Origin of the sequence: Oceanobacillus caeni, assembly GCF_042678465.1 — a bacterium.
Lineage (GTDB): Bacteria > Bacillota > Bacilli > Bacillales > Amphibacillaceae > Oceanobacillus > Oceanobacillus caeni.
Genome location: NZ_JBHTKV010000017.1, coordinates 60,791 through 73,062, shown reverse-complemented (window position 1 = coordinate 73,062; position 12,272 = coordinate 60,791). Strand labels below are relative to the sequence as shown.

Annotated in this window: 14 protein-coding genes; 9 read left to right on the top strand and 5 right to left on the bottom strand. The window is 35.2% G+C overall.

The window, feature by feature from the left end:
* From ACFQ18_RS12620 to ACFQ18_RS12605, 4 genes are all read left to right on the top strand, one after another.
* Nucleotides 1-490: hypothetical protein (locus ACFQ18_RS12620; RefSeq protein WP_379566476.1), on the top strand; the 490-nt coding region annotated here is incomplete at its 5' end.
* A 147-nt stretch (nt 491-637) separates the two neighbouring features.
* Nucleotides 638-961, top strand: coding sequence for a hypothetical protein (locus tag ACFQ18_RS12615; protein WP_244986951.1), 324 nt, complete (start codon nt 638-640; stop codon nt 959-961).
* A 20-nt stretch (nt 962-981) separates the two neighbouring features.
* Entirely contained in the window at nt 982-1,521 is a 540-nt protein-coding gene (locus ACFQ18_RS12610) for a hypothetical protein (protein ID WP_060667851.1), read from the top strand.
* 5 nt (nt 1,522-1,526) lie between these two features.
* Nucleotides 1,527-1,622, top strand: a complete 96-nt coding sequence (locus tag ACFQ18_RS12605) for a DUF4176 domain-containing protein (RefSeq protein ID WP_145524048.1) — start codon at nt 1,527-1,529, stop codon at nt 1,620-1,622.
* A gap of 347 nt (nt 1,623-1,969) precedes the next feature.
* Here ACFQ18_RS12605 and ACFQ18_RS12600 read toward each other — a convergent pair whose 3' ends face one another.
* Nucleotides 1,970-2,509: an ECF transporter S component gene (locus ACFQ18_RS12600; RefSeq protein WP_204798432.1), complete on the bottom strand. Its 540-nt coding sequence runs from the start codon at nt 2,507-2,509 to the stop codon at nt 1,970-1,972.
* 180 nt (nt 2,510-2,689) lie between these two features.
* On the opposite strand from ACFQ18_RS12600, the gene ACFQ18_RS12595 reads away from it, so the two are divergent.
* Nucleotides 2,690-3,538, top strand: a complete 849-nt coding sequence (locus ACFQ18_RS12595) for a pyridoxamine kinase (RefSeq protein WP_047186484.1) — start codon at nt 2,690-2,692, stop codon at nt 3,536-3,538.
* A gap of 95 nt (nt 3,539-3,633) precedes the next feature.
* On the opposite strand, the gene ACFQ18_RS12590 is transcribed toward ACFQ18_RS12595, so the two are convergent.
* The 3 genes from ACFQ18_RS12590 to ACFQ18_RS12580 all read right to left on the bottom strand — a co-directional run bounded on the left by ACFQ18_RS12590 (nt 3,634) and on the right by ACFQ18_RS12580 (nt 6,078).
* Entirely contained in the window at nt 3,634-4,170 is a 537-nt protein-coding gene (locus tag ACFQ18_RS12590; protein WP_047186490.1) for a chromate transporter, read from the bottom strand.
* A complete protein-coding gene (locus tag ACFQ18_RS12585) occupies nt 4,170-4,745 on the bottom strand; it encodes a chromate transporter (protein ID WP_047186485.1) in 576 nt (191 codons plus the stop codon). Before ACFQ18_RS12585 ends, ACFQ18_RS12590 begins: the two co-directional genes overlap by 1 nt.
* 103 nt (nt 4,746-4,848) lie before the next feature.
* On the bottom strand, nt 4,849-6,078 hold the full coding sequence (locus tag ACFQ18_RS12580) for an MFS transporter (RefSeq protein ID WP_204798431.1): 1,230 nt from the start codon (nt 6,076-6,078) through the stop codon (nt 4,849-4,851).
* Between the two features lie 417 nt (nt 6,079-6,495).
* On the opposite strand from ACFQ18_RS12580, the gene ACFQ18_RS12575 reads away from it, so the two are divergent.
* The 4 genes from ACFQ18_RS12575 to cax all read left to right on the top strand — a co-directional run bounded on the left by ACFQ18_RS12575 (nt 6,496) and on the right by cax (nt 10,134).
* Nucleotides 6,496-7,221 carry an ABC transporter ATP-binding protein gene (locus tag ACFQ18_RS12575; protein WP_204798430.1) on the top strand — a complete coding sequence of 242 codons (726 nt, stop codon included), beginning with the start codon at nt 6,496-6,498 and terminating at the stop codon, nt 7,219-7,221.
* A complete protein-coding gene (locus ACFQ18_RS12570; RefSeq protein ID WP_204798429.1) occupies nt 7,218-8,246 on the top strand; it encodes an ABC transporter permease in 1,029 nt (342 codons plus the stop codon). The genes ACFQ18_RS12575 and ACFQ18_RS12570 overlap by 4 nt, the downstream gene beginning before the upstream one ends.
* 18 nt (nt 8,247-8,264) lie before the next feature.
* Nucleotides 8,265-8,912, top strand: coding sequence for a TetR family transcriptional regulator (locus ACFQ18_RS12565; RefSeq protein ID WP_204798428.1), 648 nt, complete (start codon nt 8,265-8,267; stop codon nt 8,910-8,912).
* 160 nt (nt 8,913-9,072) lie between these two features.
* On the top strand, nt 9,073-10,134 hold the full coding sequence (gene cax / locus ACFQ18_RS12560) for a calcium/proton exchanger (protein ID WP_204798427.1): 1,062 nt from the start codon (nt 9,073-9,075) through the stop codon (nt 10,132-10,134).
* Nucleotides 10,135-10,194: 60 nt separating this feature from the next.
* Here the strand turns inward: cax and ACFQ18_RS12555 are convergent, their stop codons facing one another.
* Nucleotides 10,195-12,117 carry an LTA synthase family protein gene (locus tag ACFQ18_RS12555; protein ID WP_338113673.1) on the bottom strand — a complete coding sequence of 641 codons (1,923 nt, stop codon included), beginning with the start codon at nt 12,115-12,117 and terminating at the stop codon, nt 10,195-10,197.
* Nucleotides 12,118-12,272: the final 155 nt, after the last annotated feature.

Here is a 12,272-nt window from a genome sequence, read left to right as displayed (position 1 = left end):
GTTTATATTATTATTTTTAAAGTTTGCACAATTAGTTGTATATTCCTTTCCATTACGTATGGTGCATACGGTTTTATTTATTCTGTGTTTCGTTTATGTTTTTGTCCAGAGTTACCAAAATGCGAAAGAAATGGTATTTGGGGAGAAAAAGAAAAGAAGTGCCATCGTGGAATGGTTCAGTAGAAATCAAAAAAGTGTGCTAAGTGTTTTGGCAGGTATTGGTGGCCTGTATTATCTTGGTAAGGTAATATTTCCTGCAGCAGGAGACTTGAAAACTCGTTTGATTGGAGGGCTGATCGATTTCTTACCGCTGCTTGCCTGTTTAACTATTTTAGTATTTCTGTATTTAAATAATGTCGTGATAAGAAGCTACTACCTATATAAATATTCAGAAGAGTTCAGACTTAAATTTGGAATAGACAAGAGTAAGTGGTATGGGAAAAAGTATATAGATAAAAATAATTCTAGCTTGAAAAAGCGTAAATCATAGTTTTTTATTTATAAAAATTAGTAGGTAAACTACTTAACGGAGAATAGGGAGCACAGCAAATACACTCAACATTAGGATCGATGTAGTCGAACATAAGCATGAACGATTGTAACAGGAACAAGATATGCTGCGCCAGGTATAGGAGCAGTGCTAGATTTTGGTATTTTATTAGCTGGTGGAAAAGACGCAACCGAAGCAGCAATTAAAGCTACTGGACATTTAGGTGCTGGGTTAGCTGGCTTTATAATCGGATCAGCAATCCCAGCTCCTGTTCTCGGGCCAATTGCAGGATTTACAGCAGGGGTTCTTGGATCTATGGCATTTGATTGGTGTTATGACAATGCGGATATGTTAATTGTAGGCGCACAAAATGTAGGAAATGCTATTGTCGATAAAGTCACTGATACAGGAGAAAAAATAGGAGAAGCTGTTTCTGGATTCTTTGGGGACTTAGGCTCTGTATTTAGTTAAAAGGAGAATTTAATAATGATATGAGTGATAATGAGAAAGAAAAATTAATCCCTTTTTATAGATACCAAAAAAGAGATACACAAGGGTATACTTTGTTTTTAGATGTACATTCTCAGCGTGTATATAAAGTTATACACAAGGAGGGGAATGGTGTTGCATATTGGATTGCTTTCGCTTTAGTATTAGGGATAATAAGAGCGATTCAAGATATACATTTACCTATGAGCAATCCAGTAAACTTAATAATTGTAATTGTATTGGGTATATTAAGTGTGTTAAGTGGTGTTTTTATTTATAAAAACTACTATAAAGATTTAAAAGAAATTTATCCAACAAAAGATATGATAGAGGATTATATTTATGAAGCAAAGGGTTTATTAAAAAAGGAAGTAATAGTTACAATTATTGTGTCTATAGCTGTTATCATCTTTTTAATCTTGTTTTTAGTTAGTTATAGATTGATGTGGTTACTATTTTCATATCCTCTATTATCAGGGGTTGTGGTAGCAATATGTGGATTACCAAAAGCAAGATTTGAATTATATAAAGAAAGGAGATAGATGATATGGAAATTTTACCTATTGGAAGTGTTGTTAGACTAATAAGTGGAGATGTCAAATTAATGATATTGAAAAGCACAGAAGGAAAAGCTCTAGGTTAGTGTTGATATCGGACCACGAATACTGATATCCTAAGATGAGTGCTGATATCTCGGCCCTAAATACTGATATTCCAAGAGTGAGTGCTGATATCTCGGCCCTAAATACTGATATTCCAAGAGTGAGTGCTGATATCTCGGCCACAAGTACTGATATCCCAAGAGTGAATGCTGATAACCAGCTATGAGTGCTGATATCTTATGAACGGTTTGATATACCTCAAAGGGGAATCCGGTATTTAATTACACATTAGATTCTAATAATCTAAGAAAGTTATTAACGACTTACATAAGAGTGCAATCCCAAATGAGGAATTGCACTATACCTTAGAATTATTCATACAGCCTTTTTATTTGAAATAAGAGACCCTTTTCAAAGCAATACAAATTGGAATGGCAATGATAATACCTAATACATTTTGAACAAGGTCTCCAGGTATGGAGGCTAAAGGTGCAATCCAATTACCGTATAGAAAGCTTTCACCAATATAATAAACAGCTACCATAAATGGAATGGAAATGATGGTTGCCGTTAAATTTAATGCCAGGCTATTACCTTTGTGACCATTTAACCATGAAATTTTACCAACGATATATCCTTGTAAACCACGAGAGACAATCGTGATTGGCGCCCATAGCACCCAACCTCCAATGATATCAAACAATCCCATTCCTATCGCACCAGCAAGTGCCCCTTTTTTAGGTCCAAATAAAATAGATGAAATAAATAGCATAGCTGTTCCTAGATGAACTAAACCACCATTTGCCGCGATTGGTAGTCTAATATTTAAAAAGACAGTAGAAACAAAAACAAGTGCAATTAACATGGATGTTATAATTAAATCTAGGGTTTTTTGACGTGATTTTAAAGTACTTTGCGTCGTTTGCATATCTGTATACCTTCCTATCTAGTATTTTTCTTATTACTTTAGCAAACAACTGGTCTATTCAAAAGTGTCAATTTAACAAAAAACGTTAGGGTCAGTTTGGGATGATGCGTTAAAGTGTTTCTGTTTTTCACGGAGTGCTATAATTGTAGCACGTACATAGTAGTTTTTTAGGAGGTTATTATGAAAAAAGTTGCTGTCATACAGGATTTATCATCATTTGGGAAATGTTCGTTAACAGCTGCGATTCCGGTTCTTTCTGTAATGGGTGTACAGGCATGCCCTTTACCAACGGCAATCTTAACTGCCCAAACTGGTTATCCAAGTTTCTTTTACGAAGATTTTACATCTAAAATGAATCATTTCACGGAGGAATGGAGTAAGCTTCCTGTAACCTTTGATGGAATCCATACTGGTTTTGTTACTGGTAGTGAGCAAATTAATAATATTTTCCACTTTTTAGATAGATTCCATACAAATGAAACTACCTTACTGGTTGATCCAGTAATGGGGGATACTGGGGAAGTCTATAAGCTTTTTACGGATGAATTGTTAGTACAAATGAAAGAATTGGTGAAACGCGCAGAGGTGATTACACCAAATGTTACGGAGTGCTGTTTGCTGGCAGGATTATCTTATGAAAAACTACATCATTATACAGATGAAAAGGATTATTTGAAAGCATTAGAAGAGGCTGGGAATGTTTTGCAGCAAGAAACTGGTGCTCAAGTTATCGTCACTGGAGTGAACCCACCATCAACAGATTCACATAAGCGGTTTATTGGAAATATGTATTTGGATGGAAGTAAAACCTTTTATCGGGCGATGCCGTATAACGGAAAAAGCTATTCTGGTACCGGTGATTTATTTGCATCCGTAATTATGGGAAGCATGTTACGTGGAGAAGACTTGCAAAAATCTGTAGAGCTTGCAGAGGCTTTCTTGAGAGAGGCAATCCATGATTCCACTTTGGAACAAATTGCCGAAATAGAAGGCGTAAATTTTGAGAAATATTTAGGAATGTTATTATAAAAATGATAGGAAACCTTATATTTAGGGTGGGCAACAAAGGCATTCGCTAAAATACTTAGGCGAATGCCAAGCCACTAAAGTTATGTACATATCTTTTAGGAACCCAAAAATACAGCCCCATAAATAAGAGCACCAAGCACAACATAAACGGGACTAATCCGTTTTACTTCTAAGAAATAGTAACCTGCAATAATTAATAATATCGTATGAATTACGCCAACATCTATGTACGAATCAAAGAAAAACTCAATCGTCATGACTCCCAGAAGTACTGCAATCGTAGGGCGGATGATATGGGTTAGCTTTTTAACTCGAGGTGAATCTTTAAATTTTAATAAAATACCTAAAAGGACTATTAATAAGATTAAGGAAGGGGCAACCGATGCGAATAAACCAATGATAGATCCTATCATTCCACCTTGACTAAACCCGACGTAAGCAGCCATTTTTGTCGCAATAGGTCCTGGTAAAGCATTACCTAAAGCTACCATTTCACTAAATTCTTGATTGGTGAACCATCCATATTTATCAACTACTTCATGCTGTAAGAGGGGGATTGTTGCGGGACCGCCTCCATAGCCAAGAATATTCGAAATAAAATTGGTATAAAAAATCTGCCAGTACTTAACAATCACGAGTCTCCCTCCTGATTAACACGTTTATCTTTTTCTCGTTCTTCTCTTGAAGGGAATAGTAGTGCATATAAAATTAATGCAACAATAACAATGGCCGGATGCAAACCCATTAATTCTATAACGATTACGCTAATACCTGTATAAAAAATTGCCATACCCCAGCCTAGGTTTATTTTTGATTTACGGAAAAAATCCCAGGCAAGTACCCCAATCATGACACCAGCTATAGGAAGAACGCCTTTAGACATGCCATGCACCCAAGGCTTATCTTTATATGTATGTAACGCAGTAAGTAAAAGGATGATTAAAATTGCTGTAGGTACTACGGTTGCTATGATGCTAATTAACATTCCAAAAAATCCCTTGAGACGCCAACCAATATAGCCTGCCATTTTTGTGTTGATTGGACCAGGCAATGTGTTCGCAAGTGCCAATATATTGGAAAATTCATCATCATCCATCCATTTATATCTTTCTACTACTTCTCTTTGCATAAGAGGGATTGCCGATAGTCCACCACCATAGCCAAGCATACCCGCGCGAAAAAAAGCGATGAACAGATCCTTGAGCATGTAGCTTAACATCTCCTTATTTCAACTAATGTTCTGTATATTAACTATGATGTATTCATAAATGGATGTCAATATATTTATATCTTTCTAACTTATGAATACCTTACTCATACCACTCCTGAACCTTCTTATCTGTAGGCAATAAGAAAGTGAGAAATCCAAGTAATGGCAACAAGGAAGCCATAATCATCGTTGTTGATAATCCTAATAAATCAATAAAGTAACCAAGGGCAACAGACCCGATGGCACCCATACCAAATGCTAGACCGACAATTAAACCAGACATTGTACCAATTTTACCTGGAACAAGTTCCTGTGCATAGACAACCGTTACGGAAAAGCTAGACATTAAGAATAATCCGATTGTTGCTAAGAGAATCATAGCAAAAATGGGTCCAACATAGGGTAATAAAATCGATAAAGGGCTGGATGCAACAAGGGAGAATAAAATAACATTTCTTCTACCAAAACGATCGGCTAAAGGTCCTCCAAGAAATGTCCCAACAGCCCCCATTGCTAGAAAGATAAAGATATAGATTTGTGATTTGGCGATAGTAAGATCATACGAATCGATCGCATAAAATGCATAGAAGTTCGAAATGGCTGCTGCATACCAAGAACGGGCAAAAACAAGGAAAATTAATACGATAAGAGCGCTTTTAATTGCCTTGGATACAGCTCTACTATGTGTTTTAGCTGCTAACTTTTTCTTTTTCGCTTGAATTGATTGAATTTGTCCACGATACCATTTAGCAATATACGTTAAAAATACAACAGCTAAGCCCGCAATCAATGTAAACCAAGCGGCTCCAATTTGTCCAAGTGGAACGAGAATTAATGCGGTTATAACCGGGGCCAATGCTTGCCCTGAATTTCCGCCAACTTGGAAAATCGATTGTGCAAGCCCTCTTTTATTTCCCGCAGCAAGATATACCACACGAGAACCCTCTGGATGAAACACCGCGGATCCTAATCCGATAAAAACAACACTCACTAAAACAAGCCAGAAATTCGGTGCTAGTGCTAAACCAAGCATTCCTACCATGCTACTGGTTAATCCAATTGGTAATGAGTAGGGTAGAGGTTTTTTATCCGTGAATGTACCGACTAAGGGCTGCATCACAGAAGAAATCATATTTAAGGTAAAGGCAATAAGTCCAAGCTGTGTGAACGATAGCCCCATCGATCTTTCCAAAATGGGAAACATAGCTGGAATAACTGCTTGAAGCGAATCATTTAATAAGTGACAAGCTCCGATGATGAATAAAATACGGTAAAGAGTTTGGTTTTCATCATGGGGCTTGCCAACATCTTTATGTAGCGCTTTTTCCAATTCAAATCCTTCTTTCCGATTTACATTTTTAACGTGAAGTGGCTGGAAGACTTTCTTAAGATGAAAAATAAAAAAATACTTGATGTTTCACGTTATATTGCTATTTTACATAGGATATTTAATTTTGCAATACTTCTGAACTATTTATCCCACCTAAACGGTCAGTAAGACTCCCAGCTCAAGCTTCCGGGGAAACAATGAAGGTAGGTGGGAGATCAACTACCCCTAAAGCTCCAATAAGTACGATTAACCATCAGTCAGTTGGGGATAACGGAAAACCTCCACTGATGGAAGTCTTCTTTATGAACCCTTCAACTAATGAGTGATTACTCACTTTACAAACTGTGTGTTATACAGTAGGGTAGTAAGTGATTACTCACTTATGGAAATCTGCTTGTTAAGAAAGGACTGAAAAAGATGAAAGAAGACATTATTGTCGTCCAAAATGTAACGAGGCTGTTTGATAAACAGCGAGTACTAACGGACATTACGATGAACATGGTTAGAGGAGAAATATTTGGACTTCTTGGACCATCTGGCGCTGGAAAAACAACTTTAGTAAAACAAATTGTTGGTTTAGATTCCCCAACAAAAGGTGTTATTCAAGTTTTTCAAGAAAAGATGCCTTCTTTAAAAGTGATCCAACGAATAGGGTATATGGCACAATCAGATGCTTTATATGGTGAATTAAAAGGAAAAGAAAACTTGGAATTCTTTGGTGCTTTATATGGGTTGAAAGGAAAAAGGTTACAAAACCGAATAAATGAAGTATTGGAGGTCGTGCAACTAACAAATCATGGGGAAAAATTAGTCTCCAATTATTCTGGAGGGATGAAGAGAAGGCTTTCTTTAGCAATTGCCTTACTACATCAGCCTGAATTATTAATTTTGGATGAGCCAACAGTTGGGATTGATCCAGTGCTTAGGAAAAGTATCTGGGAAACATTCTATCAGTTAAAGGAAAAGGGAAGAACAATCATTGTTACAACACATGTCATGGATGAAGCAGAAAAATGTGATAGGCTTGGTATGTTACGGGATGGTCGCCTAATTGCAGTAAATACACCAGAACAATTAAAAATGAATACAAATTCCAGTTCCATTGAGGAAGCATTTTTGGCCTATGGGGGTGCTCGTTCATGAGAATTAAAGCACTAGTCATTCGTATTTTACGTCAAATTATCCGTGATAAGCGGACTTTAGGATTACTTATTTTTGCTCCAATATTAGTATTAACGATGCTTCACCTCGTATTTAATGGAAATGATTATGTACCAAAAATAGGGTTAGTAAACATTCCCCAGCCGATTGAAAACCAATTGGAATTTGATCATGCAGATATATCTTCATATAATACGGTAGAAGAGGCAGAACGAGATCTGGAAAATCAACAAATTGATAGTTATCTATTTTTTGATAATGGAGCTCCGTCTATTGTATTAGAAGGTAGTGATCCAACTGTAAATAGTGTTACCATGAAACGATTAGAAGAAGGATTACAATTTTTGCTTCCAGAAAATTCAAATGCAAATTTTGATGTTGAATTTTTACACGGATCATCCCACATGAGACAATTTGATTATTTTGGTCCAGTATTATTAGGATTTTTTGTTTTCTTTTTCATTTTCTTAATTGCAGGAGTGTCGTTTCTTCGTGAAAGAACGACAGGTACATTGGAAAGATTAATGGCAAGTCCATTAAGAAAGTCAGAAATTGTTTTAGGCTACATTATTGGCTTTGGTATTTTTACTATCATTCAAGCTACAATTATCGCTTCTTACTCCATTTATGTATTAGGTATGAAAATGGAAGGTGCATTTATTAATGTTCTCCTTATTATTTTGTTACTAGCGTTTACAGCATTAACATTAGGAATCTTACTTTCTACTTTTGCAAATAACGAGTTACAGATGATTCAATTCATTCCAATCATTGTAGTGCCTCAAATATTCTTTTCGGGATTGTTTAATCTTGAAACCATTTCGGATTGGTTAAGTTGGATTGGGCCATTAACTCCTTTGTATTATGCAGCAGAAGCTTTACGAGATGTGATGATTAGAGGGTATACTTTAGGAGACATATATATACCAATCTTAATTTTATTTGGATTTTCAGCTATATTTATGGTATTAAACATTGTTGCTTTAAGGAAATATCGAAAAATATAATATAACAAGGAGAAGAAGATGCGAGAGCAAGAAAATCTTTTAGAAGAATTATTTAATCAAGATAAAGACTTTACGGATAAACAAAAGAAAATACTTATCGCTGCGATTGAATCTTTTGCCGAGAAAGGGTATGCTTCTACGTCCACTAGTGAAATTGCCAAAAAGGCGGGTGTCGCAGAAGGAACAATATTCCGTCATTATAAAACGAAAAAAGAGCTTCTCTATTTCATTGTTGAGCCCATGATAAAAAAAGTAATCGCACCTTTTGTCATTAAAGATATGCGAAAAGTACTCGATCAAGAGTTTGAGGAATTTGAAGACTTTTTACGTGCTATGATCACTAATATGCTTCTTTTTATCAGTGAAAATAAGCTTTTATTTCGCATTTTAATTCAAGAAATCCCTTTTCAACCTGAGTTAAGAGAAATCTTTAAAAAACATATTGCTACAGAAGTTATTACAAGATTTTCTGAACTAATCTCTTACTATAAAGAAAAAGGTCAGCTTGTTGACTTGTCAACCAGGGCAATTATTCGTTCTGTCGTTTCGAGTATTTTTGGCTATATTATAGCTAGAAATATTTTAGCACCTGAGATAGATTGGAACGATAAAGAAGAAATGGAACAAACTATTCAATTTATAATGTATGGATTAAAGAGAAAATAATTATAATATGAATTAAACCGTGTTGGTCATGTAGACTGGTACGGTTTTTTTAATGATAAAAAAGAAACGGTAATGCCTCCACTAATGAAAGTCTTCTTTATAATTTTCCTGTAATAAGGGTAAATTAAAAAAGATTCACAAGTGAGAGGAATGAAAAGTTATGGTAAATAAATTATTCTTAATAATGCTTATCATTGGACTACCGCTTTCTGTTGCAGGTACTTTGTTGCATTGGTCAACGGTACTTATGTTCATCATTTACTGTTTAACTATTATTACATTAGCAGGTTATATGGGGAGGGCAACTGAAAGTTTAGCCATTGTGATGGGGCCAAGAATTGGTGGACTCTTAAATGCCACATTTGGTAATGCGGTAGAACTTATTATCTCGATATTCTCATTAAAAGCTGGTTTAATCGGAATTGTACTAGCTTCTTTAACTGGTTCGATAATAGGAAACCTGTTATTAGTAGGGGGGTTGTCCTTCCTTATAGGGGGAATCAAATATAAGAGGCAGCCTTTTAACGTACATGATGCAAGAAATAATGCGGCTCTATTGATATTTGCGGTTGTCGTTGCATTCGTTATTCCAGAAGTATTCTCTTCTAATATGACAGCCCAAGAAACGATGAATCTTAGTGTGGCTGTATCGATTATTTTGATTATTTTATATTTGGCTACATTATTCTTTAAACTTTTTACACATCGTGGGGTTTATCCATCAAGTCATGAAGAGGAATCTACTACTCATGAGGAAGAACCAGAGTGGGGGAAAGGGAAAGCAATTATTATTCTTGCCTTAGCTACGTTGGCTGTTGCTTATGTGTCGGAAAATTTAGTTCATACTTTTTCAGAAGTTGGGGAAACCTTTGGATGGACGGAGTTATTTATAGGAGTCATCATTGTAGCTATTGTCGGTAATGCCGCGGAACATGCATCCGCTGTTTTGATGGCTTTAAAAAATAAAATGGATGTTGCAGTTGAAATTGCAGTTGGATCTACCCTGCAGGTTGCGATGTTTGTTGCTCCTGTGTTGGTATTAGTGTCTCTTTTATTTGAAACTTCCATGCCGCTTGTATTTACGTGGCCTGAGTTAATTAGTATGGTTACGGCGGTGTTCCTAACGATAATGATTTCTATTGATGGAGAATCGAATTGGTTTGAAGGGTTGGCATTATTAGCTGCTTATTTAATCATGGGAGTTGGATTTTATCTCCTTTAAAGTAACCGATCATTATAAAAGAAAAACCCGAACAGTTATGATTGTTCGGGTTCTTTCATTCTATTCTTTTTTATAAGAGTAACTATTAACATCAACTGGTTTCCATTCATCGTTTGGTTTGTAGAAACGTAATAGATCACCATACATTACTTTATCAGATAAATCTAATTCATGAAGCACTGTTTCTTTTTGTTTAATCATTTCTTCTGTAGGTTCTTCGATTACTTCTTTTGTTTTATTATCGTAATATACCCCGTCTAGATAAGTGAAATCTTTTGTTACAAAATTCCCTTTACGGAACGGTACATAATCTTTGTGATCCTCGGAAAACATATCCGTACCCATTAGAATATAATCTTGTGCATCAATACCTAGAAGATGCAGCATAGTTGGTACAACATCAATTTGTCCACTATATTCATGATTAGTTCCTTGGCCTTTTACTCCAGGAATCTTTATCATAAATGGAACACGATGTAATTCAGAGTATTTAAGTGGAGTAATTTCTTCACCAAGAATCTCTTCCATCGCTTTATTATGATTATCCGAAATACCATAATGGTCACCATATATCATAATAACAGAATCGTCATATAAACCAGCTTCTTTTAAATCGTTAAAGAATTGTTCTAGTGCTTCATCCAAATACCGAGCGGTTTGGAAATAATTGTTTACCGTTTTATCATTAGTTTCGGCTGGTGCAAGTGTTGCTTCTTCTTCATTAATTGTAAAAGGATGATGATTCGTCAATGTCATTAAGTGCGCATAAAATGGTTGTTTCATTTCTTTTAGATATTTAATAGACTCTTCAAAGAATGGCTTGTCTTTTAATCCATAGTTAATAACATTGTCCTCACTCATATCATAATAATCTTCATGATAAAATTCATCGATACCAAAGTGTTTATAAATTTCATCCCGATTCCAGAATGATTTACCATCACCATGTAAAACTGCACTAGTATACCCTTGACGCTCGCCAATAATTGCTGGGAAGGATTGGTACGTGTTGTCACCTTTCATTACAAACGCAGATCCTTGTGGTAAACCATAAAGCGAATTATCCATAATTAATTCAGCATCAGCTGTTTTCCCTTGCTCCGTTTGATGGAAGAAGTTATCAAAATATGTGAAATTCTGACTTTCATCATGTACTAATGAGTTGAGAAATGGTGTAACTTCTTCACCATGTAATTTAAAATCTATTAGAAAAGATTGGAAAGATTCTAAATGGATCTTAATAATATTTTTACCTTCTGCGACACCAAAGTAAGCAGGATTTGGTTCAGCATATTTAGTTTTTGTATAGTTTTCAACAACGGTAATATCATCACTATCTGCTAAAACTCGTTGTGTGGAAGTATTTGCACTTTGAATCGTATCATAAGCAATGAAATTGTATATACCTAAATATTTCACTAAATAGTTACGGTCAAAAGCTCTTTCTAACAATTGTGGTCTATCAGCTTCCGCTAAACCTAGATTAATAGTAAATACTAAGACCCCCATTGCTAGAATGGTAAGGGGTTTACGTACTTTTATACGTGTTTCAGACCAGTTCCCTTTAACCATGTTATATAAAACTATTAAAACGACAATATCTATTAAATATAAAAGGTCATGCCATTGCATTAAACTAATGATGCTACCGCCTAAACTGCCAAAGTTATTTGTTTGCATCATTGTCGCTAACGTTATAAAGTCACTATTAAAACGATAGAATACAATGTTTGCATAAAGAATGAGGCCGAGTAACACTTGCATAATGATTAAGCGTCTACCAACTTTACGTCCTTTAGAAAATAGTGTAATTCCTAGGAGAATTAAACCTGAGCTTAAAGGGTTTAAGAATAATAGAAATTCTTGGATAGCCCCCTTCACACCCAAATCAAATTCCACTTTATAAATCAAATAAGTTTTCAACCAATAAAGAACTAATACAATTGAGAAGAATCCCATCTTCGTAGAAATTAATTTCTTCACTTATTCTTCACCTCGAATGGTTTCTAGGTTAATTTAAATTTTAAATTATTTTTAGTACTTACAAATGCTAATTATAACACATGGTTTTGGGATTAGGAAATGGGAAGTAATGGTTGATTTTGTCGAATCCATTAATAATAAGTTAAAGATATATG